The 22,042-nt window shown below is 68.2% G+C and carries 20 protein-coding genes and 3 pseudogenes; 11 read left to right on the top strand and 12 right to left on the bottom strand.

Features of this window, described 5'->3' with window-relative positions; all coding sequences use genetic code 11:
• Positions 1-34: 34 nt before the first annotated feature.
• From IE263_RS03785 to IE263_RS03780, 3 genes and pseudogenes are all read left to right on the top strand, one after another.
• Positions 35-1,036 (top strand): helix-turn-helix transcriptional regulator, encoded by a 1,002-nt coding sequence (locus tag IE263_RS03785; RefSeq protein ID WP_189932170.1) that lies wholly within the window; start codon positions 35-37, stop codon positions 1,034-1,036.
• 106 nt (positions 1,037-1,142) lie between these two features.
• Positions 1,143-1,343 (top strand): annotated as a pseudogene (locus IE263_RS48225) (IS5/IS1182 family transposase); the annotation flags it as partial.
• Positions 1,344-2,060: 717 nt separating this feature from the next.
• Positions 2,061-2,679, top strand: a pseudogene (locus IE263_RS03780) (serine/threonine-protein phosphatase); the annotation flags it as partial.
• A gap of 311 nt (positions 2,680-2,990) precedes the next feature.
• Here IE263_RS03780 and IE263_RS03775 read toward each other — a convergent pair.
• Positions 2,991-3,581, bottom strand: coding sequence for a DUF5994 family protein (locus IE263_RS03775; protein WP_189932169.1), 591 nt, complete (start codon positions 3,579-3,581; stop codon positions 2,991-2,993).
• Between the two features lie 246 nt (positions 3,582-3,827).
• A complete protein-coding gene (locus tag IE263_RS03770; protein WP_189932168.1) occupies positions 3,828-4,661 on the bottom strand; it encodes a YhjD/YihY/BrkB family envelope integrity protein in 834 nt (277 codons plus the stop codon).
• Positions 4,662-4,821: 160 nt separating this feature from the next.
• Between IE263_RS03770 and IE263_RS03765 the strand changes: the two genes are divergently transcribed.
• From IE263_RS03765 to IE263_RS03755, 3 genes are all read left to right on the top strand, one after another.
• Positions 4,822-5,178, top strand: a complete 357-nt coding sequence (locus tag IE263_RS03765; protein ID WP_189932167.1) for a PRC-barrel domain-containing protein — start codon at positions 4,822-4,824, stop codon at positions 5,176-5,178.
• A gap of 36 nt (positions 5,179-5,214) precedes the next feature.
• Entirely contained in the window at positions 5,215-5,385 is a 171-nt protein-coding gene (locus IE263_RS03760; RefSeq protein WP_189932166.1) for a hypothetical protein, read from the top strand.
• A gap of 864 nt (positions 5,386-6,249) precedes the next feature.
• Positions 6,250-7,935: a ribonuclease J gene (locus IE263_RS03755; RefSeq protein WP_189932165.1), complete on the top strand. Its 1,686-nt coding sequence runs from the start codon at positions 6,250-6,252 to the stop codon at positions 7,933-7,935.
• A 74-nt stretch (positions 7,936-8,009) separates the two neighbouring features.
• On the opposite strand, the gene IE263_RS48215 is transcribed toward IE263_RS03755, so the two are convergent.
• Together IE263_RS48215 and trhA are read right to left on the bottom strand one after the other, a co-directional pair.
• The gene (locus IE263_RS48215) at positions 8,010-8,306 is read right to left on the bottom strand and encodes a hypothetical protein (protein WP_229910825.1); all 297 of its coding nucleotides are present in this window, start codon (positions 8,304-8,306) and stop codon (positions 8,010-8,012) included.
• Between the two features lie 150 nt (positions 8,307-8,456).
• On the bottom strand, positions 8,457-9,287 hold the full coding sequence (gene trhA, locus IE263_RS03745) for a PAQR family membrane homeostasis protein TrhA (protein ID WP_189932164.1): 831 nt from the start codon (positions 9,285-9,287) through the stop codon (positions 8,457-8,459).
• 305 nt (positions 9,288-9,592) lie between these two features.
• Between trhA and IE263_RS03740 the strand changes: the two genes are divergently transcribed.
• Positions 9,593-10,111 carry a hypothetical protein gene (locus IE263_RS03740; RefSeq protein ID WP_229910787.1) on the top strand — a complete coding sequence of 173 codons (519 nt, stop codon included), beginning with the start codon at positions 9,593-9,595 and terminating at the stop codon, positions 10,109-10,111.
• Here the strand turns inward: IE263_RS03740 and IE263_RS03735 are convergent.
• Positions 10,098-10,301 carry a cold-shock protein gene (locus tag IE263_RS03735; protein ID WP_030052720.1) on the bottom strand — a complete coding sequence of 68 codons (204 nt, stop codon included), beginning with the start codon at positions 10,299-10,301 and terminating at the stop codon, positions 10,098-10,100. The genes IE263_RS03740 and IE263_RS03735 overlap by 14 nt on opposite strands.
• A 244-nt stretch (positions 10,302-10,545) precedes the next feature.
• Complete coding sequence (locus tag IE263_RS03730; protein WP_189932162.1) at positions 10,546-10,884, bottom strand: MerR family transcriptional regulator; 339 nt, start codon at positions 10,882-10,884, stop codon at positions 10,546-10,548.
• Between the two features lie 988 nt (positions 10,885-11,872).
• Here IE263_RS03730 and IE263_RS03725 point away from each other — a divergent pair.
• Together IE263_RS03725 and IE263_RS03720 are read left to right on the top strand one after the other, a co-directional pair.
• A pseudogene (locus IE263_RS03725) lies at positions 11,873-12,165 on the top strand (ATP-binding protein); the annotation flags it as partial.
• A gap of 46 nt (positions 12,166-12,211) precedes the next feature.
• Entirely contained in the window at positions 12,212-12,571 is a 360-nt protein-coding gene (locus tag IE263_RS03720) for a GvpU-like protein (protein WP_189932160.1), read from the top strand.
• A gap of 101 nt (positions 12,572-12,672) precedes the next feature.
• On the opposite strand, the gene IE263_RS03715 is transcribed toward IE263_RS03720, so the two are convergent.
• From IE263_RS03715 to IE263_RS03690, 6 genes are all read right to left on the bottom strand, one after another.
• On the bottom strand, positions 12,673-12,981 hold the full coding sequence (locus IE263_RS03715; RefSeq protein WP_189932158.1) for an SCO5918 family protein: 309 nt from the start codon (positions 12,979-12,981) through the stop codon (positions 12,673-12,675).
• 51 nt (positions 12,982-13,032) lie between these two features.
• On the bottom strand, positions 13,033-13,437 hold the full coding sequence (locus tag IE263_RS03710) for a CBS domain-containing protein (RefSeq protein WP_229910786.1): 405 nt from the start codon (positions 13,435-13,437) through the stop codon (positions 13,033-13,035).
• 46 nt (positions 13,438-13,483) lie between these two features.
• Complete coding sequence (locus IE263_RS03705) at positions 13,484-14,977, bottom strand: DEAD/DEAH box helicase (RefSeq protein ID WP_189932156.1); 1,494 nt, start codon at positions 14,975-14,977, stop codon at positions 13,484-13,486.
• Between the two features lie 345 nt (positions 14,978-15,322).
• Entirely contained in the window at positions 15,323-15,526 is a 204-nt protein-coding gene (locus IE263_RS03700) for a cold-shock protein (RefSeq protein ID WP_023586116.1), read from the bottom strand.
• 633 nt (positions 15,527-16,159) lie between these two features.
• Positions 16,160-16,648: a GNAT family N-acetyltransferase gene (locus IE263_RS03695; protein ID WP_189932154.1), complete on the bottom strand. Its 489-nt coding sequence runs from the start codon at positions 16,646-16,648 to the stop codon at positions 16,160-16,162.
• Positions 16,649-17,441: 793 nt separating this feature from the next.
• On the bottom strand, positions 17,442-18,398 hold the full coding sequence (locus IE263_RS03690) for an adenosine kinase (protein WP_189932152.1): 957 nt from the start codon (positions 18,396-18,398) through the stop codon (positions 17,442-17,444).
• Positions 18,399-18,677: 279 nt separating this feature from the next.
• On the opposite strand from IE263_RS03690, the gene IE263_RS03685 reads away from it, so the two are divergent.
• A complete protein-coding gene (locus IE263_RS03685; RefSeq protein ID WP_189932150.1) occupies positions 18,678-18,917 on the top strand; it encodes a hypothetical protein in 240 nt (79 codons plus the stop codon).
• 167 nt (positions 18,918-19,084) lie between these two features.
• Positions 19,085-22,006 (top strand): carbohydrate binding domain-containing protein, encoded by a 2,922-nt coding sequence (locus tag IE263_RS03680; RefSeq protein ID WP_189933126.1) that lies wholly within the window; start codon positions 19,085-19,087, stop codon positions 22,004-22,006.
• The last annotated feature ends 36 nt before the right edge of the window (positions 22,007-22,042 follow it).

The raw sequence follows: 22,042 nt of genomic DNA, 5'->3' as shown, positions 1-22,042 counted from the left end.
AATTCTTAACAAAGATCGTCTACCGTGCCGGGCCATGGTGAACACGGCATACGACACGGCAAGGGAGACCCCTGCCGCGAGCCCCTGGGCCGCGGTGGGGGTCTCCGCGTTCGACGAGCTGTTGTACCAGGCCATCCTCAACCAGCCCGACGCCGGCGCGGCCGGCTGGGCGCTGCTGACCGGTGCCTCCCCAGCCCGGGTCCGCGAGGCCTGCAACCGGCTTCTCACGCTCGGTCTGCTGCAACCCCCGGACTCCATGGGCGGATTACGTGCGGTCGACCCCCGGGTGGCGATCCGCGCGCTGATCCGGCGGCGCGAGACGGAGTCCGAACTGCTGGCCGCCACCGCCGAGGAGATGGCGACCGCGTACGAGGCGGGACTGCTGCGCGAGGAGCCGACCCGTCTGGTCGAGGTGGCGTCCGGCGAGGGCGCCATCGCGGCACGCCTGGAGGAGATGTACGCGCGCGCGGAGCACGAGGTGTGCCTTTTCGACACACCGCCGTATCTCGCCCCGGCCGGTCCGCAAGTGGATCTCCAGGCCGATCTGCTCAACCGCGGGATCGTCTCTCGCGGGATCTACGCGGCGACCGGCCTGGAGGATCCGAAGGTCCTGTCCCGCGCCTTGAGGATGGTCGAACTCGGCGAGCAGGCCCGGGTACTGCCTTCCGTGCCGCTCAAGCTGCTGGTGGTCGACGGATGCCGGGCGCTGCTGCCGCTGACCGCCTCCGTGGCCGGCGGCTACTGCGCCGTCGTGGTCTGGCACTCGGCGGTGACCGAGGCCCTGCAGAAGCTCTTCGAGATGGCCTGGCAGCAGGCGACTCCGCTGGGCCAGGCGGCGGACGACAGTGAACTCTCCGAGAGCGAGAGGACGTTGACCCGGCTGCTGGCGACCGGGATGAAGGACGAGGCGGTGGCTCGCCATCTGGGGGTGAGTCTGCGGACCCTGCGGCGGCGGGTGAGCGAGCTGCAGGAGCGACTGGGGGCGGCGAGCAGGTTCCAGCTGGGGATGCGGGCTTCTCAACGCGGCTGGGTGTAGCCGTTGCGGACCCTTTGAGGCGACGGGCCGCGCCCTGGCCGGGAGCGCGGCCCCACTCCATGAACTGCGTGGCCGAAGGGTGCATTGGCACGCCCCGGCCACAGGAATCCCCCGCAAAGGCATCGAGTCCAGCGAACGATTGGGCCGTCGCAGGTGGGTGATCGAGAAGACGATGCCAACGTCGTAGCTGTCCGGCTACCGCAGACACAGCCCCCGCTACGAGCGTCATCCCCGCAACTACCTGGCCTCTCTCGGGCTCGCCGGGGCTATCTGCTGCTACAAGCGCCTCGTCCGCCGCACCACATAGGACACGGTCTAAGTCGAATTTTGAACGCCGGCCATCGGCCTGCCCTATACGAACGGCGTCGGACCTGCCGGCCAGGGCTCTTGGCCCGTCGGCGAGGACAGCGTCGAGCTCGCGGCTCCCGCCGCGGTCATCCGGCTGAGCGCCGAGAGGCGCTCAGAACAGTGGCTCCACCGCGGGTGTCCGCGGCTGACAGCTAGTGTCTGCGGACGACCGGCGTACCTCGACCGCACACGCGACAGCGACGCACAGGGCGACCGCGATCATGCCCACCCCGATCACGGTGTAGGCCCGTCAGCCGTACATGACCCTCAAGACCCCGTCCAGGACCTGAGATCTCTCCTCGTCGGCCATCAGCCGGTCGCGGAGGCCGCGCTGACCACTGACACCGCGACCGGTTCGGCACACAGCACCGCAGGAGTCACGCCCTTGTCGGCGAAGCACACCGCGGGCGGAGGCCGCCGTCACCTTGGGTTCGGGATCGGCGGAGCCTGCCGAGCCGCAGACCGTCTCTCAGCCTGATGCGCTCCCTGGAGGACGGCATCCGCCAGGTCCGGCGCGGTGGGAGTAGCTGATGGCGGGGTTGACATGCAGCAGTCGGCGTAATGGCCCTGCACGGCAGAAGTACGGCGACAATCTGTACGGACTGTGCTCGCCGGGGGCCCACCCTGCCTCTCTCCGGATACGTGCACGGGGCCGCTCAAGGACGCTGGGAGGAGGGTGGGTCATGGCGGAAGGGGACCGGCGGCCTCCTCGGAACATGCCGACCGGTCGGAAGGGTTCGGTGAGCGGCTCCTGGGCCTGCTGCTGGACCGGGCCCACGAGATGCCGCCGCAGCTGATCGCTCCACTGGTCGCGGAGGAGGTGGCCAGGATCGGCGTCCGTGAGGTGTCGATCCTGCTGCAGGACTACGGACAGGAACTGCTGGCGCCGCTGCCGGGTAGGGGGCTGCTGGTCGGCGGGCCCGAGCCGATCGCTGACTCCCCCGCAGGCAGGGCTTTCCTCAACGCGACCACCGTCGAGGTCCCGCAGGCGGGCGGTGTCCGGATGTATCTGCCCATGCTGGACGGCAGCGACCAGGTGGGGGGTACTGGCCGTCACCCTCGACACCGTCGTCGACGACGACCGGCGCCTGCTGCGCAGGCTCGCCGGGCTGGTCGCCGACATGATCGTCACCAAACACAGCTACACCGACCAGTTCTTCCAGGCCAGACGCCGCGAACCCATGAGCGTCGCGGCGGAGATGCAGTGGTCCCTGCTGCCGCCGCTGATGATGACCGTGCCGCAGGTCACGGTCGCCGGGATCCTCGAACCCGCCTACAGCATCACCGGCGACAGCTGCCGGTGTCGGCCAGAAGCCTTATGGGGATCATGAGGACCCCACTGCCTTCCGGGTACGGCGCCTGGGCCGGAGTGGCCCACGTCCCCCGTCACGATGGTCACGGCGGTCACCGATGCCGCCCGCCCCGGCCCGACCGCGTGCCCTCTGCGGAACCGACGGCACCGGTCCCCGGACAGCCGACCGGGAGCGGCCGTAGCGAAAGGCAGCGATGCGCTCATCGTGCTGCGAGTTGAGCAAGTGAATGAGGAACACACCCAGAGCGATCATCGCCACGATCACGAACACGGTCACGAAGATCTCCATCGTCCTCACATCCCCTTCGGCTGATTCGGTGCCGCAGCGGTGACTGCGGGGATCCGTGTACGTGCGGCCGGATCGCGGGCCTCATGCCCTCCTTCGGAGTCCCAGACCGCTTCCACGGCCCGGTCGGTCTCGACCACCGTCCGCAGACGCGCCGCCTCGTCCATCAACCGGCTCGCGGTCGACGTGCCCAGCGGGTCGCTCGCGGCGGCCATCAGCCACGCGGCCGAGACGGCAGGCGTCTGCGGCGGGATCACCAGCAGGTTCCAGCGGCCCGCGTGGTACGAGAGCAGCAACACCTCGTGCTCGTCCTGCTCGGCCAGGAACCAGCCCACGTTCACCACATGCCCGGCGACGCGCACCTTGCGCGGGATGATCGGCCAGTGAGTGGGATTCACCGTGACCCGCGTGATCCGCCCCCACAGCGGATCGAGCACGGCCGTCAGCGAGGGGAGCTCGGCCTCAAGATCGCGGGAGCGGGGCCACCAGGCGCTGTCCAGCAAAGCAGGCGCAGAACCAACAGGAGCCAGCGACAGGCGCAGATACGGAGAGGAAGACCGGTCTTCGAGTGTCGGAGGGCGGAAAATGGTCGCGGTCATGACGCGAACCCTGCCCCGGGCCGGTCACCCGGCCCGGTGTCATCGATCGCCGAAAACGACACAAGCATGGAGGCCGGTGCACGAAATGCCCTCGGTACTCTCACTGTACTCCTCGGACCAAGCCGAACGGACCGTACGGCCAAAGGACGAACCGGCCCCCGCATCCCTCCCCGGAACCGTCGCCACCGAGTAGCGACGGTGAGAGGCCATCGGCCCAGGCGAACCGACCAGATGCGGGGGCGCATCTCAGCTGCGTCGTTTCAGTGTGTGGGCCATGCGCGGGAGTTCTTCGCACACCAGTCGGCCGACCAGCGCCCCGCCGAAGACGACGACACCCACACCGACCAGCCAGGACTGGATGACCAGGACGGTTCCCACGGGGCCGTAGGTGACGGCGTTGGAGGCGATCAACGGCGAGAAGACAAGCCGGGAGAAGACCCTCAGGCCGAGCAGCCCGACCACGGTCGCCACGGCGCCGGGCAACAGCGCACGCCAGCGGATCCGCCCGCCGAGCAACACGCGCTGGGACCACCACAGGAACAGCAGGGCACTCAGCGAGGCCACGGCCCCACCTGCCAGAGGTTCACGCCGCAGCGTGGTGGTGGCGGAGACGTAGAAGTATCCGGTGAGGACGCCGAGCCACACCACATGCCGCCACCTGGCCCACCAGCGGGCCGGCGGCAGGTCCCAGACCTTCTCATAGCCGGTCTGCACCGCCGCCCCGAAGGTCAGGCCGAACACGGCAAGGGCGGCGATACCGAACGCGGTCGTGGTCCGCAGGGCCTGGCCGGGCCGGGTGAACAACTGCTCGACCTGCCGCATGGAGGCTGTCGACACGCCGAGCCCTTCTCCCAGCCACTGCGCGAACCCCCGCCCGTGCTCGGGGTCGGCAGAGGAGACAATGATCAGCAGCGGCACCAGCGTGAGCAACCCCAGCGCCGCGAAGCCCAGCGAGCGCGACCACAGCTCAATTTCCCTGCTCCGCCGCCATCCGCGCCCGATGGGAGAACGGCTGATCACGCGGTGCAGCGGCCCGAACCGAGATGAACGGTCCGCGGCGCCGGAAGGCTTCATCGGCATGCCTGGCGACTACCACGTTCGGAACCCTTGCCGCGCGAGGGCGCGGCGCAGAGATTCCCGGATAACCTGGAAGAACGATGGGCTACCGGGCTCAGCGGGCTGCGACTGCCCGCAGGGGGCGGCTCGTACCGGCCCGGATCAACGGCTCAGGAGGCAGGCCATGATCCATTCAGCCGACATCCGCGAGTGGCGCAACCGCAGCGTCGTCGACCCCAAGGGCCACAAGATCGGCGTGCTCGAAGCGGTCTACGTCGACACCACCACCGACGAACCAGCCATGGCCACGGTCCGCACCGGACTCCCAACCCGCCACCACCTGGCCTTCGTCCCCCTCGACGAGGCCACCCTCGGACCGGACTACGTCAAGGTCTCCTACGCCAAGACGCTGGTGAAGAAGGCGCCCTCGGTCGGCATGGACGACATCCTGCCCGCCGAGTCAGAGGAAGCGATCTTCCAGCACTACGACATGCCCTACCAAACGGGCGCAGCCGGCGAGCGGCAACTCGCGCGCCGCTGATCGCCCGTTCAGCCACCCAAGGGAGGGGGACGCGCCATGGCCCTCTTGCTGTTTCTCGTTCTGGTCGCCGTCGTGCTGGGAATCATCGGAGTGGCGGCGGAGGGGGTGGGCTACTTGTTGATCATCGGCATCGTGATCCTTGTGGCCGCGCTGGGCCTCATCGCCGTGCGCTGGTCCCAGCGCACCGGTCGCCGCCCCCTCCGATAACACCGGCAGCGCACCCCGCGTCGTCGGCACCACAGAAAAGCCGACCACGGCCTGGGCAAGATCCGCCAGAGAGGCGAACCTTGGGTGTGTGCCATCGAAGTTCGTGGGCGTCGCCGTGATGACCACGGCACTCGACGACCCCGACGCGGGTCTCCCCGGGCGTGCGCACGAACCTGGCCGACCGTCAGCGCGCCGCGGTGTCGTCCGCTCGTGACCCGCATTGACAGCCACCCGCATCACCCGCCGCACCAAGGAGAACACAGAAGCCACATCAGCGTCGCGGTGCGTGTCCACTCCAAGGACCACCTCCCCCGACGGCCGGCGTCGGCGGGTACGCGGGGCAGGGGACATACCGGTCATGCTCATTCACCTTCCGGCCCGATGGCGCATCGCGTAGCCGGCACCGGACCGCGCGGACGGTCAGAACCGTGACGACGCCTGATCGGCAAGCCCCTACGAGACACACCCGGCCGACCCGGCACCAGCAACACACCATCCCCGGCCAACAGTCGACACAGCGTGAGCAAGACACCCCGGTCAGAGATCTCAAGAGTCAGACCCCGCCGCAGGACAGCACCCGCCAATTCTCCCCAGACTCAGGGCCCCCGGCCCAAGACCGCAGAACGTGCACGATCCCAGCTCATGGAACACCCTGGATCCGGCTCCGGCCGACCACAACGGGCCGCGAAGGTCGACATCACATGCAACCTCGATACTTCAGCCACCGTGAGTGCATGCCCGGGCCGTCCGCCGGCGTGATCCGATCGTCCCGGGGCACCCACTGCGGACGCCCCGCTCCGTCGGGAAGAAGAGATCACACAGGCAATGGATCATGCCGTCCCGCTCTCCGGGTACCGTCAGGGTATGAGTCATCCGCACCCCGAGCTGAAAGCCGCCCCGCCCCTTCCCGCAGGAGGGCTGCGTGTCGTCGCCCTGGGCGGCCTGGGTGAGATCGGCCGCAACATGACCGTCTTCGAGCACGCCGGCAAGCTGCTCATCGTCGACTGCGGCGTGCTGTTCCCCGAGGAGACCCAGCCCGGCGTGGACGTCATCCTGCCGGACTTCACCTCGATCCGGGACCGGCTGGACGACATCGTGGCCGTGGTCCTCACCCACGGCCACGAGGACCACATCGGCGGCGTGCCGTACCTGCTGCGCGAGCGGTCCGACATTCCCGTCGTCGGCTCCAAGCTGACGCTGGCGTTCCTGGAGGCCAAGCTCAAGGAACACGGCATCCGGCCGCGCACGGTGCGGGTGCGGGAGAACGACCGGCGTGGCTTCGGGCCCTTCGACTGCGAGTTCGTGGCGGTCAACCACTCCATCCCGGACAGCCTCGCGGTCGCGATCCGCACCCGGGCCGGGATGGTGCTGCACACCGGCGACTTCAAGATGGACCAGTTCCCCCTCGACGATCGCATCACCGATCTGCGCGCCTTCGCCCGCCTCGGCGAGGAGGGCGTGGACCTGTTCCTCACCGACTCCACGAACGCCGAAGTACCCGGCTTCACCACCTCCGAGCGTGAGCTGAACCCGGCGATCGAGCAGGTGATGCGCACCGCGCCGCGCCGGGTCATCGTCTCCAGCTTCGCCAGCCATGTGCACCGCATCCAGCAGGTCCTGGACGCCGCCCACCAGCACGGCCGCAAGGTCGCCTTCGTCGGCCGGTCGATGGTCCGCAACATGGGCATCGCGCGCGACCTGGGCTATCTGAAGGTCCCCTCCGGTCTGGTCGTGAGCACCAAGGAGCTGGAGAAGCTCCCGGACCACAAGATCACTCTGGTGTGCACCGGCTCCCAGGGCGAACCGATGGCCGCGCTGTCACGGATGGCCAACCGTGACCACGTGATCCGCATCGGCAAGGGCGACACCGTCCTGCTCGCCAGCTCCCTCATCCCCGGCAACGAGAACGCCATCTACCGGGTGATCAACGGACTCACCCGGTGGGGCGCCCACGTGGTCCACAAGGGCAACGCCAAGGTGCACGTTTCCGGGCACGCCAGCGCCGGCGAACTCGTCTACTGTTACAACATCGTCAAGCCCCGCAACGTCATGCCCGTGCACGGCGAATGGCGCCACCTGCGGGCCAACGGCGACCTCGCCATCCGTACCGGCGTCGACCCCGAGCGGGTCGTCATCGCCGAGGACGGCGTCGTCGTCGACCTCGTCGACGGGCGCGTGTCCATCACCGGCAAGGTCCCCGCCGGCAACGTCTACGTGGACGGCATGGAGGTCGGCGGCGCCACCGAAGCGTCCCTCAAGGACCGCCTCACCCTCGCCGCTGAAGGCGTGGTCACGGTGGTGGCGATCGTCGACGCGGACACCGGCGCCCTCGCCGAGGCCCCCGACTTCCTGGCCCGCGGCTTCGTCCACGACGACACCACCTTCGAGCCGGTCGTCCCCGTCATCGAGAAGACCCTGGCCACCGCGGCCGAGGAAGGCGTCGGGGACGCGCGCCAACTCGAACAACTCGTCGCCCGCGCCGTGGCGAACTGGGCGTTCCGCACCCACCGCCGAAAGCCCCTCATCATCCCCGTCATCATCGACGCCTGAGCCACAGCCCGGCAGCACGGCCCCCGGTTCCGCTCGCGGCCCGAAACGGGGTGCTCTGCGCCGGGTGACCCGCGTCACCAGGGCAGGCGCCCGCGACGGCGGCCCAGGTGCAGGCCGAGGAGGACGAAGTCGGCGACCAGAACCACCACACCGATGACCAACAGGTAGAACAGGCCCTTCGCCACCACTCCGATGATGCCGAGCACGATGGCCACACTGACCAGCAGGAGGAGAAGAGCTATCCGTGTCACCTCATGGTGAGGGAAGTTGGCGGGGCAACGTTCGCCGCCCGCACCCGTTCGGTAGGCCAGCTCGTAGTGCGCGAAGCCCCTCTCGTCCTCCGCGAGCAGTTCGCCGTCCGTGCCGCTCATGATCGACCACGTCGTGGCCTCGCCATCCCCCTGATGTCTTCCGCCTCGACTTTCACGCGCGGGGCGATGCCTCGGCGACCGCCCGGTCCGCCGCGGTCCAGCACGCGGCGACGTGGGCGATGAGCGGCGGAGCGGAACACTGTCGCGGGGTCAGTAGGTGGCGAGGGAGATGGCGGTGTAGTGCGCTGTGAAGGCCGCCACGGTCAGCGCGTGGAAGACCTCGTGGAAGCCGAACCAGCGGGGTGCGGGGTCGGGGCGCTGGAGGGCGTAGACCACCGCGCCCGCGCTGTAGAGGAGACCGCCGACAACGATCAGGACGACTACGGCCGCTCCGCCGGTGTGCAGGAAGTCGGGCAGGTAGCTCACCGGTGCCCACCCCAGCGCCAGGTAGCACGGGGTGTACAGCCAGCGCGGAGCTCCGACCCACAGGACCCGGAACGCGATGCCGGCGAACGCTCCCGTCCAGACGATCCACAGCAGCACGGACCGCTGGTCCGGCGGGAGGAGGAGCACGGCCAGGGGGGTGCAGGTGCCGGCGATGATCAGGAAGATGTTGGCGTGGTCGAGACGTCGTAGAAGAGCCTCGCCGAGCGGCCCCCAGGTGCCGCGGTGGTAGATGGCGCTCGTCGCGAACAGCAGCCAGGCGGTGACCGAGTACACGGTGCAGGCCAGGACCGCCTGCGGAGTACGGGCCAGGCAGATGAGCACGAAGCCTGCGATCAGTGCGGCAGGGACCATTCCGGCATGGAGCCAGCCACGCAACCTCGGCTTGATCGGTTCGGCCAGGTCGGCCACCCGCTCCACCAGAGCAGCAACCGAGTGAGCTCCCTCCCCCGCATGGTCGCCCGGTGATTGGTCGGGTAGCCCCGCTGTACGGCGCTCTCCACCCGCTGACACGACGTGACCACATTCGACTTCAGCGGCGTCGCGGGACACAGCTTCTCGTCCTCCCCTGGGCTCTTGGGCGTCACTGGCAACCATGCGGTCATGCTAGAAAAAACCTCACCCGGACACATGACGGGAGGTCGGTCCAGAACCCCAGAGCCACGTCGCCGGGCCCGGGACGGTTCGCCACCGTGTGAACTCCAGTCCGTTGCCGCTACGGCCAATTGGGCCTGCCGAAGCCGAGGAGAACGGCTGGTCATGGGAACGATCAGGGCTTCCGAAGGGGCATCTCCGCTCGCCTACGCGCAAGGATCGCCGATGTTTCCTGAGGTCCACCCCCACGTAGCGGAGCCAGGTCCAGTTGGTGTTCCAACTGGTCTGCGAGGGCGGTGGAGCTCGACGTGGAGGGCGTCGCCGGCATCGCAGTGGTCGCAGCCGCCCACTCCGATGGCTATGCGGCCACCGGCCATCTCCTCGGACTGCTGGCCGCGCTGCCTGCCCCCACCAAAGCAGGAGAACGCTTTTGGTCGGACCTGTGGAGGTCTTCGGGCACCGCGTACTTGCTGCCCGTCAACGTCAAGGCTCTGGTGCTGCGTTCGCTGGCAGGAGAGGGAACCGCCCTGGCCCGACAGGTCCTCTCGGCCGTCGATGAGATGACCCCGCCCCAGTGCTTCGCGGCCGGGGAGGTGATCGGTCAGGCCCTCGTCGAGTCCGACCATCTACCCGACCTCGAGACACAGCCGGGCCCTCCACAGATCAGGGGCCGCGCAGCCATTGCTGCGCGGCCCCTGATCCTTTGCCTGCCCGGCACGAGAGCAGGCGCCCTCGTCCAGGTGGGCGGCAGGGCCCGCACGGGCGGCGGCCACCGGACGCGGCGTGCGCGATCTCTCGGGCAAATCTGGGAGGTCAGGCCAGGTTGATGTTCTCGGCCTGCGGACCCTTCTGGCCCTGGGTGACGTCGAACGTCACGGCCTGGCCCTCCTGGAGCTCACGAAAGCCTGTGGAGTTGATCGCGGAGTAGTGCGCGAAGACATCCGGGCCGCCGCCGTCCTGGGCGATGAAGCCGAAGCCCTTCTCCGCGTTGAACCACTTCACAGTTCCCGTTGCCATGTCTCATGCCTTCCAGTCGATGAACGCCTCCCACTCCATGTGGCAGACGGAGGTGATCGCCCTGGTCCCTGCGGCACAGCACAGCAAAACGCCCACACCAGGGGCGTGGGCAAGAGGGAATTCCGAACCACGACAGCTGACGCAAACGCTACACGCCCACACACCGCGTCACCATAGGAAATGATCACACCGCACACCGAGCCCGTGCGTGCGGTGCCCGTCGATGCTGACGGGCACGCTCATCTCATGCTGCTGCCGTTGGGTTCGCTGATTCGGCGGCACGGCGATATTCGGCGTTGAGGCGCTGGGCTTCCTCGAGCTGGTCTTCGAGGATGACAATCCGGCAGGCGGCCTCGATGGGGGTCCCGTGGTCGACGAGTTCCCGAGCGCGGGCGGCGATGCGCAGCTGGTAGCGGGAGTAGCGGCGGTGGCCGCCTGCGGAGCGGAGTGGGGTGATGAGGCGGTGTTCGCCGATGGCGCGGAGGAAGCCCTGGGTGGTGCCGAGCAGTTCGGCGGCCCGGCCCATGGTGTAGGCGGGGTAGTCGTCGTCATCGAGACGGCCGAAGGTGTCGTCTGCTGTCATTGCACCTCTCTGTGGAACGCGTGGAGGGGCCCTGGCGCCGTACTGGCACCAGGGCCCCGAAGGAACTACTACACCATCTGCCGGCCCTGATACTGCACCGGCCCTCTGTTTCCGCAGACCCGACCGAGATGCTGTCGGGGGCGCGGGGATCGCGGTTGCTTGACCGGAGACCACCTCACTATCGATGTCCCGCGGTACCCGGGTCCAAGACTTCCGCCCGGGCGATCCTGATGGCGCTCGGCTCCTCCGTTCTTCCCTCTTGATCAACTACTCACTGACGGAAACGGCGAACTACTGGTGGCCTCGAACAGCGCCACTCTTCGGCAGCCAGCCCCGTCGCCCGTCCTGCCTCTGCTCTGGCTCAGAACCCCACTGCCGAACCTCCCGGTGCGCGCGCCCGCAGCCGACGCCTTCACCGAGGTACCGCTCACTGACTTCACTGCTGGGTACTGCGAACCTTCACTTACTGGTACTGCCACTGCGGTACTGCTCATGGCGGCCCCTGATCACTGCGGGCCACCCGGCCCGGTCGTCAGTCCCGTCACCGTCCTGCAACCGCTCCGGCTTCGGAACTCCACCACCGCACCGCCCTGCGAACTGCAACTGCGTACTGCTGCCCGGCAGTTCATCTCTGCCGGGCCTTGCTCGATCTCGGCTACGAGAGAAAACATAACCACACCGCCACCGAATGTCTACTCCGGCTGGCATAGATTTCCGCGTGCTCGAAGATGAGGTAATCCGCCCTCGACCAGTCTGCCTCGAGCGGTCCATGGATGGTTTCAAGGGCTCCGAGGCTCAGTCCGGCGCTCGCAGTGACCCACCGCCGCGCAGCACGTCGGGCGGAGCGTGACGTCGCCGACTGCGCCGCGGCTACCGTCGGCGCGCACCGGCCAACACTGCGTCTCGTGAAGAACACCACCGGTTGACGCTCCTGCTGCCGCCTCAGTGCCTTGACGAGGATCTGCTTCCTCGTCCCGCGGTCACTCTCGCCGTGGCCCCTGACGCAGCGGACACGGTGGTCTTGGTCGCGTCCGAGCTCGTCACCAATGCCCTGCGCCACGGCGGGGGCCGCTGCACACTGGAACTGACCGCGCACCCCCGGACGCCATCGAGGTCGTTGTTCACGACCGCAGCCGGCATGTGCCGCGCATGCGCACCCCTGACCTGAACGGCGGCACCGAGGGCTTCGGCTGGCCCATGGTCACCCGCCTCGCCCACGCCACGGCGGTCACCCGCCGGGCCTCCGGCGGCAAGACCGTGAGTGCCCTACTTACCCGGTAGCGCCACCGCTCGAGCAGCCGGATGGCCGGTCAATACAATCTGCCTCATGTCAAAGCCTGACGAGCTCCTGGTTCACGTCGCCGCCTTGGTGGAGTCCGAGCAGAGCAATCAGATGTCCCTGACCGTGGTCACCGGTGGCGCTGTCATCACCGGCCGCCTGGCTCCCGAAGCGGTGTGGAGGCAGAGGGTGTCGGAGGTACTGACGGATTCGGACCGCTTGAGCGAGTTCGCCACCGTCTTCGACGCCCCCGTGAAGGAGGACCGGCAGCCCACGCATCTGCACTTCCATGTCGCCCGGATCCTGCAGGGCACGGTGGGGATCCCGGAGACGGGCGGGATGTACCGGGTTGCGATCGAGGACGTCAACGCCTGGACCGTGGGCGACTTCAGCTATTCCGACCACTGAGCGACGGCGACGGGACCCGGCTGGACGCAGTGTGGGCCCGACCGGCGTACCGGTAGGGCCCACACTGCTGTTCAGGTGTCGGCTCGTGCCTGTTCCCCCAGTCAGACGGATACGGGGGTGCCGAGCATCGCGGAGGCGTGCTGCATCGGGCTGAGAATGCCCAGGGGCGCAGCCTTGGGGACGGCGCGGCAGGTGAAGCCGAGCTGAGTCATGGCCCGCAGGACCTCGGCGGCGCTGAAGTCACGGCGGTCCTGGCGGGTGATGATCTGGCCGACCTGCTTGACGGGGTAGTGACGGCGGCCGATGATCACCGATTCGCCGGTGACCGGTTCGGGCTTGATGCCCTTCATCGATTCCATCACGCCGCTCTTGCTGAGCTCGAAGGGGAAGCGGGCGATGACGCAGCGCATGTGGCCTCACAGAGAGAAAGGGGAGAACGGTCCGACCAGGGATGAGGCGGTTCAGCGGGAGAGGGCGAGGATGCCCGGGTCGCTGCCTTGCTCGTCGACGACCCGCAGGGCACCGAGCCGACGGGAGCGCATCACCTGGTCGGCTTCGGCCATCGTGGTCACGGGTGAGGTGAACGAGCCGTGGTCGCCGAGGATGTCGCGCAGGCGGACGCGGTCCGTGTAGTCGGAGCTGTCGCGGACGGCGGTGAGGTCGGTTCGGGTCACCAGTCCGATGCGCTGGTCGTCCTGGTCGCAGACGACCAGTCGGCCCGTGCGTGCGGCGGCCATGACCGCCAGCGCCACCTCGACGGTCATGTCGTCACAGACCTGCGGTCCGGCCGCGTCCATGACCTCAACCGCCGCCCTGTGCACGGGGTTGGCGTCCGCCGGGCGGGACGGCAACTGAATCCGCGTCAAAAGGTGCCTCCTGCAGAGATGGGTCAGCTTCCTGATCACGGAGGTTCTAGGCCGCCGGGTGGACGACGGGCTGGCGTACGGGGGTGCGCCGGGTCGCCGAGGAGGGGCGGCGTCGGCCTCGCGAGGTGCCGCTGCGCTTGGGGCGTTCGACCACCGGTGCGGTGATGACGACCGGGATTCCGGACGGGGCCTGGGCTCCGGTGATCCGGCTCAGGGCCTCGTCACCCGAGCGGACCTGGGTGGTCTGCGGCCGGATTCCGGCGTCCGACATGAGGCGGACCATGCCGCGGCGCTGGTTCGGTGTGACGAGCGTGACGACGCTGCCGGACTCGCCGGCGCGGGCGGTACGTCCGCCGCGGTGGAGGTAGTCCTTGTGGTCAGTCGGCGGATCGACGTTGACGACGAGGTCGAGGTTGTCGACGTGGATGCCGCGCGCCGCGACGTTGGTCGCCACCAGCACGGTGACGTGCCCCGTCTTGAACTGCGCCAGCGTGCGGGTGCGCTGCGGCTGCGACTTGCCGCCGTGCAGCGCGGCGGCCCGTACCCCGCTGTTGAGCAGGTCCTGGGTCAGCCGGTCGACGGCGTGCTTGGTGTCCAGGAACATGATCACGCGGCCGTCGCGGGCGGCGATCTCGGTCGTGGTGGCGTGCTTGTCGGCGCCGTGGACGTGCAGGACGTGGTGCTGCATCGTCGTGACCGCACCGGCCGAGGGGTCGACCGAATGCACGACGGGGTCGGTCAGATAGCGGCGCACCAGCAGGTCGACGTTACGGTCCAAGGTGGCGGAGAACAGCATCCGCTGCCCCTCCGGACGCACCTGGTCGAGCAGCGCGGTGACCTGCGGCATGAAACCCATGTCGGCCATCTGGTCGGCCTCGTCCAGCACCGTGATGCCCACGTGGTTGAGTCGGCAGTCACCACGGTCGATGAGGTCCTTGAGCCGGCCGGGCGTCGCGACGACGACCTCGGCCCCGCCGCGCAGCGCGCCGGCCTGCCTGCCGATCGACATCCCGCCCACCACCGTGACCAGCCGCAGCTTGACGGAACGGGCGTACGGCGTGAGCGCGTCGGTCACCTGCTGAGCCAGCTCACGCGTCGGTACGAGGATCAGTCCCAGCGGCTGGCGGGGTTCGGCACGCTGTCCAGCGGTGCGGGCGAGCAGAGCGAGGCCGAAGGCGAGGGTCTTGCCGGAACCGGTACGCCCGCGGCCCAAAACGTCACGGTCCGCCAGGGAGTTGGGCAGCGTCGCGCCCTGGATCGGGAACGGTGCGGTCACCCCCTGCTTGCCGAGTTCGGCCAGCAGCTGCTCGGGCATGTCGAGATCGGCGAACGCCTCAACGGCGGGCAACGCGGGAGTGATCGTCCTGGGCAGTGCGAACTCACCCTGCGCCGCAGCGGGCCGGCGGCCGTAACCACCGGACCGGGCAGGCCCGCCCGAACGGGGCTGTGCCTGCGAGCCGAAGTGGCTGCCGCCCCTTCCTGCGTCGGCACTGCCATTACGTGCGCGGGCGGAGCGATCGTTCGTACGTGTGCGGTTCATGCGGAACCTTCCTCGATGTGGCACATACCAAGGAATTCCCGAAGCAATGAGCGACATGGAGAATCACAAGTATGGACCGGCAGCAAAAGAAAACAGCTCTTTGCCGGCGGAAATATCCGGGGGCACAGGTGCTGCAATGAGTGACGCGATGGGGACGTAAGATCCGAGCGTCGGCTGTGGCGCAGCTCTTCAGGACGCTCGTGCATCACCGAAGGAGGAGCCGCGCGTGGTGGGACTACGGATTCCTCCGAGTCGTCCCGCAGGTGAAAGCGCTGCGGGAGATGCCTGCAGCTGGGGCCCGCACCCCGAAGGATGCGGGCCCCAGCTGCAGTCTGTGCGTGAGCGTCAGGCCGGAACGATGTTCTCGGCCGTCGGGCCCTTCTGGCCCTGCGCGATGTCGAAGGTTACCTTCTGGCCTTCGAGCAGCTCACGGAAGCCCTGCGCGGCAATGTTCGAGTAGTGGGCGAACACGTCAGCGCCGCCACCGTCCTGCTCGATGAAACCGAAGCCCTTTTCCGCGTTGAACCACTTCACGGTACCAGCAGCCATGTCATATCTCCTTCGGGGCAGTACATCGGAATCCGCACTGCGCGGACGCCGTGTCGCCGCAATGATTACCCCGCCCGGAAATGACCGGAAATACAGAAGTGCTCCCAACCGACAGAACCGGGTGAGGCACTTGAAGTTTCGGGAACCACAACTGCAACTGAGATCGACAGTAGCACACTGGAACGCCCCGTGCGCATTACGCAATTCCGCTCTGCTCATTGCGGCAAACACTCTCACTACGCGGTCCGTCAAAACCTCACTTCGCGAGCACAGATATTGCTCCACTCGGAGTGCTACGTTTGTGACCGCCAGGGGGCAACGACGTACGCGGCTGTCCGTAAGACGTCTTCGAAAGGCGTCCAGCAGCACTCTCGCCTCGCTCCTGATGCGGGCGTGACCTACGTGTTCACAGCGACCGACCTCGATCGTGTGTGGAGCCAGCTGAGGTGTGCGCGATGCAGATGTCTCTGGAGTGCCGGAGGTGAGGGAGTCCGCCGGGAATGGCCGCCGACGCAGGCGATCCCCCCGCCAGGGCAGAGACGACGGCACACACGGAGCGCGCGGCGTCCAGCGGCTCCTGCATGCCGGCCGCCATGCAGGCGAAGCCGGTGCCCTGCGGACCGGCACACCGCGTCATTCCGAAGGAATGCGAAACTCGAACTTGGGACGGTCCCACGGCACGGCGGGCGGGTTCGCGAGCGCGGTCCCGGTCCGCACTGCACCGACGCGGTGGTAGAAGTCCTCGGCGGGAAGATGCGACACGACGTTGACACGGTCGAGCCCGGCGGCACGGGCCTCGGACTGCATGTGCGCGACGAGCAGTCGTCCAATACCCCGTCCTTGCGCTTCGTCGGCGACGAACAGCAGGTCGAGCTCCGGTGGAGCGAGGACGAGCGAGTAGAACCCGAGGACCCGGCCTCCATGCTCGTCGGCGCCGACGGCCACGAAGGCGCGGTGGGCCTCGATGTAATCAGGACCGACCCGGTAGCCCGCCACTGCGGCTGCGTACTTACCCTCGTAGGCGCCTGAGCCACGCACGAGCCGCGTGAGCCGTTTGGCATCCCGCGCGACTGCCCTCCGTATCGTGATCGGCTGACTGATCGGGGAAGTGCGTGAACTCATCGGGAGAGTATTTCGCACCGGGGGGTGCCTTCGTGCGGCGGGTCGGCTGCTCGGGCAGGCGTTCCTGTACCGCTCCCGGGAACCACTCGGGTGGTCGACGGCTGCTTCCCCTTGCAGGACTACTTCGGGCTGGCCTCGCGAGGCCGATCATCCTCGACCTGTTCGCCGTCCCCGGCGGCTGGAGCCACGCCCTCACCGTCCTCGGAGCCCGGGAAATCGGCCTGGAGCCGCGCACGGGCTGGGTGCGGCCGGTTCCGTCGGCCGCAGCGCGTGCTCGTCCATGACCTTGTCGGTCCACAGGGAGCGGCGGCGTCGGCCTTTGCGCGGGCTGCAGTCCCTTGCGGTTCAGACGGTGGTCGCCGGGCTCCGGTCGTGGCGGGCTCGTATCGCCTCGCCACGGCGGCGCAGTACCTGCGGCCGGCCGGCCCAGAGAAGGTCCTCACCCGCTTCCTGAAGCGCACCGCGGCCCTGCTGTCCGGAGCACACGGCGCTGGTCGCGTCCGCGAAGTCCTGCTGCGCGCCGGCTCCGGAGGTCCTCGTCGGACAGATCCCGCAGGGGACGGCCCGGCACGGGGCCCGCCGTGCGGCGTTCCCACACGTCGTCACGTGGCAGGGCGCGAGCGTCGAGGACGCTGACGAGGCCACGTGCGGCCACATGGGGCCGTAGTCGGGGCCCGCCTCCACCAGGCAGGCCGTGCGGGCGGGGTCTTCGCTGAGGCCTCGGCCGGCACACAGCCGGCGACTTCTCCGCCCAGGACCACGACGTCGTCACCGGATGTTCGCGTGGCGGCGCTCATGCGCGCCGTGCCGCCTCTTCGACGCGGTGCTCGGCGGGTGCCGCACCACCAGGCAACTCCGAGAGACGGGAATGGAGTTCGTCGCGCGTGATGCTGTCGGTGCGCATCGACGGCACGGTGCAGGCGTGAGCTCCGGCCACCGCCCCGTACAGGCCGCAGCGCTCGGCGGGCTCGCCGTTCAGCCAGCCGTAGAGGAAGGCGGACGCGAATGCGTCGCCTGCGCCGTTGGAGTCCACGACCGGTGCCGGGGGTGTGACGGCGGGGATGTGTGACAGCTCGTCATCGACCAGGAGATACGCCCCGTCCGCCCCGGCCGTGGCGATGACTGCCCGGGCCCGGCCCCGCTCGGCGATCCGGCGCATGGTCCGCTCGGGGTCGGCCAGGGCGGTGGTGGACAGGAAGACGAGGTCTGCCTCGTAGGCGAACACCTCGTGATAGGGGTTCGTGCCGTCCCAGTTGTGCAGGTCGGTGGAGATGGTCACGCCGGCTTCGCGCAGCGTGGGCAGTGCGAACGCGCACGGGTGGGTGATGACGACGTGCGCGTGACGACTCGCGGCGGCCAGTTCCCGGACCGTTGCTTCGGGGAGCCGGTCCGTCTCCTGCGAGCGGGTGTCGTCGTACAGGGACAGCCTTCGGCCGTCGGGGCCGACGAGGTTGACCGCTCGTTTGGTGCCCTGGGGCTGGAGGCCCGCAGTGAAGGCGATGCCCTGGTCCTGGTGGAAAGCGCGGACGAGGTCGCCCTCGTGGTCGTCGCCGATCAGGTCGACGTGGTGCGTACGCAGTCCCAGGCTGCTCACCCCCAGGGCGACGAAGTCGCCGCTCTGTCCCGCGCGTGTCCGGATGCCCGGCTGGATCATGTAGCTGTCGGCGAAGGGAAGGGGCAGCTCGGGGACGTGCACGATCGTGTCCACGCCGGCGCCCCCCAGGACGAGGACGTCGATCTCGATGCTCATGGTGTTCCTCTCGGGCTTGAAAGGGTCGATCCAGGGCGGCTTCTGCCGGATCGCTGCGAGCTGCCCGGTTCCCCGGCCGTCCGTGCCTGTCGCCAGGCGAGTCAAGCAGTCGCTTTCCGCGCCCGGCAATCGTTTGCAGAAAGTTTCAGTACTTCCTTCTGGACGGTGGTATGAGATGCCACGGGCTCCGTGGCGCGCGTCGACAACAGCTCGGGGCGGTCGGGATGATCGGGCCTGGCGGCATCCGAGAGCCCGGCGCGCCCGCCGAGGCGCGGCTGCATGCTGCAGTTCCCGCTATCGGGCAACGACGAGACGCCCGGAGTGATCACGACGCGCCTGGGTGACCTGGTCGTCATCTTCAAAGCCACGCCCGAGCAGCAGCAGACCCAGATCCTCAAGGACGCCGCCCCGGCCCCTTGCGCGACTGCCGAAGCGGAGGTGCGTCCAGCCACTTTACGAACTTGTCATGGCCCAGTAACCTCCCGGATCGGCATGCAATGCGTTTCAGTAATTTTCTGAAACGCATTGGCTGAACGATTCGGCCGTTTCCCTTGTGGCGCGCGAGGGAGCGGATGACACGGTCGCAGCGCCGCGGCCCCTACCAAGGAGTCCCCTTGAGCCTCCCTCCGCGTCGCAGACGCCGCAGTCCGGTGAGCCTGGTGCTCGCTCTGACAGCGACCCTCCTGATGACTCTCCTGCCAGGTCTGCCGCTGAGCGGCACCACGGCCCGGGCAGCGGACGGCAACACCGCAACGGTGTACTACTCGACGACCAGTACCAACTGGTCGAGGTACCACCTGCATTGGGCGCCGACGGCCGGTGGGTGGACGACCGTGCCCGGTGTGGCCATGGAGTCGGCGTGCACGGGCTGGGTGAAGAAGACCGTCGACCTGGGCACGGCCACCACCTGGCAGGCCACCTTCAACAACGGCAACGGCACCTGGGACAACAACGGGGGCCGGAACTACCAGTTGGGCACCGGTCTGATCACCGTCAAGGACGGCGTCGTGGCTCACAGCGACCCCTGTGGCGACACGGATCCGGTCGAGGGCAACAGCGCGACGGTCTACTACTCGATCGCGAGCCTCGGCTGGACGACGACCAATCTGCACTGGGCGCCGACCGGTGGCTCGTGGACGACCGTGCCGGGCGTCGCGATGGAGGCGGCCTGCACCGGCTGGGTGAAGAAGACCGTCGACCTGGGCACGGCCACCACCTGGCAGGCCACCTTCAACAACGGCAACGGCACCTGGGACAACAACAACGGCGCCAACTACCAGCTGGCCGAGGGCGTGACGACGGTCAAGGACAAGGCCGTCACGAAGAACGCCAAGGATCCGTGCGCCGCCGAGGAACCCGACACCACCGCGCCCTCCGCACCGAGCGAGGTGAAGGCGACCGCCACCGGTACGTCCGTCGTGCTGACCTGGAAGGCAGCCACCGACGACACCGCCGTCACCGGCTACCAGATCACCCGAACCGGCGGCTCCAAGGGCACCTCGGTCATCGCCGCCACCTCCACCGTCTACTCCGACACGGGGCTCGATGCCAGGACCGAGTACAGCTATGCCGTCAAGGCGCTGGACGCCGCCGGGAACCTGTCGGAGTCCAGCGAGGCGGCGAAGGCGACGACCGGAGAGGCCGCCGCGGAGACCCCGGGCGAGCCGCTCGGTGGTGACCCGCGCAAGGACCCCATCTACTTCGTGCTCACCGCCCGTTTCCACGACGGCGACAGCTCCAACAACCGGGGCGGAAGCCAGCACGCCAAGTCCGGCAACGCCGCCCACAACGACCCGATGTTCCGCGGTGACTTCAAGGGGCTCGTCGAGAAACTCGACTACATCAAGGGCCTCGGATTCTCCGCCGTCTGGATCACCCCGGTCGTCCTCAACCGCTCCGACTACGACTACCACGGGTACCACGGGTACGACTTCTACAAGGTCGACCCGCGCCTGGAGTCGGCCGGCGCCTCCTACCAGGACCTGATCGACGCTGCCCACGCCAAGGGCATGAAGATCTACCAGGACGTCGTCTACAACCACTCCTCGCGGTGGGGCGCCAAGGAACTGTTCACACCCACCGTCCACGGCGTCCGCGACTCGCAGTGGAGCTGGTACTACGACCAGAAGAACGAGGGCTTCGAGTACGACGGACTGACCGTCGAGCCGCAGTCCGGGAAGTCGTACTACAACGGTGACATGTGGTCGACCGCCGAGCCCTCGGGCAACACCTGCCTCAACTGGGGTGTGCCGACCGGGGGCAAGAGCGCCGAGGGCTACACCATCTACAACTGCCAGTGGCCCAGCCCCACCTCCGGCATGTTCCCCAAGTCCCTCTACCACCAGTGCTGGATCGGCAACTGGGAGGGCGAGGACTCACGCAGCTGCTGGCTCCACGAGGACCTCGCCGACTTCAACACCGAGAACGCCCAGGTGCAGAACTACCTGATCGGCGCCTACAACAAGTACATCGACATGGGCGTGGACGGTTTCCGCGTCGACACCGCCGTGCACATTCCCCGGGTCACCTGGAACCGCCGCTTCCTGCCCGCCATCCAGGAGCGCGTCACCCAGCAGTTCGGAGCGGAGAAGGCCAAGGACTTCTTCGTCTTCGGTGAGGTCGCGGCCTTCGTGAACGACAAGTGGAACCGCGGATCGGTCAACCACTCCGCGCAGTTCTACACCTGGAAGGAGCGCAAGGAGTACAGCGCGGACGACCAGACCGCCGCACTCGAGCAGTTCACCTACGAGAACAACCTCGGCACCGGCAACCAGCCGACGTCCGACAACGCCTTCCTGAACGGGAACTCGTACCACACACCGGACCACAGCCAGTTCTCCGGCATGAACATCATCGACATGCGCATGCACATGAACTTCGGTGATGCGAGCAACGCCTACCACAACGGCAAGGACTCCGACGACTCCGTCAACGACGCCACGTACAACGTCGTCTATGTCGACAGCCACGACTACGGCCCGAACAAGTCGAGCAACCGCTATGCCGAAGGCACCGACGCCTGGGCCGAGAACATGTCGCTGATGTGGACCTTCCGCGGCATCCCGACGCTGTACTACGGATCGGAGATCGAGTTCCAGAAGGGCCAGAAGATCGACTGCGGGCCGACCTGCCCGCTGGCCTCCACGGGCCGCGCCTACTACGGCGACAAGCTGGAGGGCAGCGTGACCGCCTCCGGCTTCGGCACCGTCTCGAGCGCGTCCGGTGCGGTCGCCACCACGCTCGAATCCAAGCTGGTCAAGCACGTCCAGCGGCTCAACCAGATCCGCCGCACGGTGCCTGCCCTGCAGATGGGCCAGTACTCCACGGCGAACATCTCCGGAAACATGGCCTACAAGCGCCGCTACACCGACACCGCGACCGGCGTGGACAGCTTCGCCCTGGTGACGGTGACCGACGGCGCGACGTTCAGCAACATCCCCAACGGGACGTACAAGGACGCCGTCACCGGTGACGTGAAGACGGTCACCAACGGCACGCTGACCGCGGCCACGCCCGGCAAGGGCAACCTGCGGGTCTACGTCCTCGACCTGGGCGGGGCCAACGCCGCGCCCGGGAAGGTCGGGACGGACGGCCCGTACCTCAAGTAGGCGCGGAGCGAGCGCTGAGATCGCCGCCCCGAGGAA

The sequence above is a fragment of the Streptomyces aurantiogriseus genome, from assembly GCF_014649375.1.
In the GTDB taxonomy this organism is placed as follows: Bacteria; Actinomycetota; Actinomycetes; order Streptomycetales; family Streptomycetaceae; genus Streptomyces; species Streptomyces aurantiogriseus.
This window is presented reverse-complemented; position numbering and strand designations above follow the sequence as displayed.

Excerpts from the sequence above, each read along its gene's own strand:
- IE263_RS03785 (WP_189932170.1), top strand. The coding sequence starts at position 35 with ATGGTGAACACGGCATACGACACGGCAAGGGAGACCCCTGCCGCGAGC.
- IE263_RS03775 (WP_189932169.1), bottom strand. The coding sequence starts at position 3,581 with ATGACCGCGACCATTTTCCGCCCTCCGACACTCGAAGACCGGTCTTCC.
- IE263_RS03770 (WP_189932168.1), bottom strand. The coding sequence starts at position 4,661 with ATGCCGATGAAGCCTTCCGGCGCCGCGGACCGTTCATCTCGGTTCGGG.
- IE263_RS03765 (WP_189932167.1), top strand. The coding sequence starts at position 4,822 with ATGATCCATTCAGCCGACATCCGCGAGTGGCGCAACCGCAGCGTCGTC.
- IE263_RS03760 (WP_189932166.1), top strand. The coding sequence starts at position 5,215 with ATGGCCCTCTTGCTGTTTCTCGTTCTGGTCGCCGTCGTGCTGGGAATC.
- IE263_RS03755 (WP_189932165.1), top strand. The coding sequence starts at position 6,250 with ATGAGTCATCCGCACCCCGAGCTGAAAGCCGCCCCGCCCCTTCCCGCA.
- IE263_RS48215 (WP_229910825.1), bottom strand. The coding sequence starts at position 8,306 with ATGAGCGGCACGGACGGCGAACTGCTCGCGGAGGACGAGAGGGGCTTC.
- trhA (WP_189932164.1), bottom strand. The coding sequence starts at position 9,287 with ATGGTTGCCAGTGACGCCCAAGAGCCCAGGGGAGGACGAGAAGCTGTG.
- IE263_RS03735 (WP_030052720.1), bottom strand. The coding sequence starts at position 10,301 with ATGGCAACGGGAACTGTGAAGTGGTTCAACGCGGAGAAGGGCTTCGGC.
- IE263_RS03730 (WP_189932162.1), bottom strand. The coding sequence starts at position 10,884 with ATGACAGCAGACGACACCTTCGGCCGTCTCGATGACGACGACTACCCC.
- IE263_RS03720 (WP_189932160.1), top strand. The coding sequence starts at position 12,212 with ATGTCAAAGCCTGACGAGCTCCTGGTTCACGTCGCCGCCTTGGTGGAG.
- IE263_RS03715 (WP_189932158.1), bottom strand. The coding sequence starts at position 12,981 with ATGCGCTGCGTCATCGCCCGCTTCCCCTTCGAGCTCAGCAAGAGCGGC.
- IE263_RS03705 (WP_189932156.1), bottom strand. The coding sequence starts at position 14,977 with ATGAACCGCACACGTACGAACGATCGCTCCGCCCGCGCACGTAATGGC.
- IE263_RS03700 (WP_023586116.1), bottom strand. The coding sequence starts at position 15,526 with ATGGCTGCTGGTACCGTGAAGTGGTTCAACGCGGAAAAGGGCTTCGGT.
- IE263_RS03695 (WP_189932154.1), bottom strand. The coding sequence starts at position 16,648 with ATGAGTTCACGCACTTCCCCGATCAGTCAGCCGATCACGATACGGAGG.
- IE263_RS03690 (WP_189932152.1), bottom strand. The coding sequence starts at position 18,398 with ATGAGCATCGAGATCGACGTCCTCGTCCTGGGGGGCGCCGGCGTGGAC.
- IE263_RS03685 (WP_189932150.1), top strand. The coding sequence starts at position 18,678 with ATGCTGCAGTTCCCGCTATCGGGCAACGACGAGACGCCCGGAGTGATC.
- IE263_RS03680 (WP_189933126.1), top strand. The coding sequence starts at position 19,085 with ATGACTCTCCTGCCAGGTCTGCCGCTGAGCGGCACCACGGCCCGGGCA.